This window comes from Azoarcus sp. TTM-91 (assembly GCF_012911025.1).
Classification (GTDB): domain Bacteria; phylum Pseudomonadota; class Gammaproteobacteria; order Burkholderiales; family Rhodocyclaceae; genus Azoarcus.
This window is the reverse complement of sequence record NZ_WUEI01000303.1, coordinates 1-435: the sequence shown is the minus strand read 5'-3', so window position 1 is coordinate 435 and position 435 is coordinate 1. Positions and strand designations below refer to the sequence as shown.

General features: G+C 35.6%; 1 protein-coding gene. It reads left to right on the top strand.

Annotated features, from left to right (window positions below):
* Window positions 1-435: ACP S-malonyltransferase (locus tag GRF61_RS24350; protein WP_169153181.1), on the top strand; the 435-nt coding region annotated here is incomplete at both ends.

The following is a 435-nucleotide window of genomic DNA, read 5'->3' as shown; positions in this document are numbered from 1 at the left end:
TCCTCCGGGCGTAGGATCTATGGCAGCGATAATGGGGACTGACCGAGATGTAATTGAAAAAGCATGTCAAAGATTATCAAATGACAGCGAAATGCTAGATATTGCAAACTTAAATTGTCCAGGTCAAATCGTCGTTGCAGGTCATAAGACATTGATCGATAAATTAGTTGAAGCGAAAGCTGAACATCAAATTAAGAAGATTATTCCTTTAAATGTTACGGGTCCGTTTCATTCAAGCTTAATGAAAGTTATTGAAAGTGAATTTAGTGCATTTTTAGATACAATTGATTTTAGTGATGCATCTATTCCAGTTATCCAGAATGTGACAGCATTACCTGTAACAGATAAAGACGAAATCAAAGCAAATTTAGTGAAACAATTGTATTCTCCAGTTGAGTTTACCGCTTCTATAGCATATTTGCTAGCACAAAATGC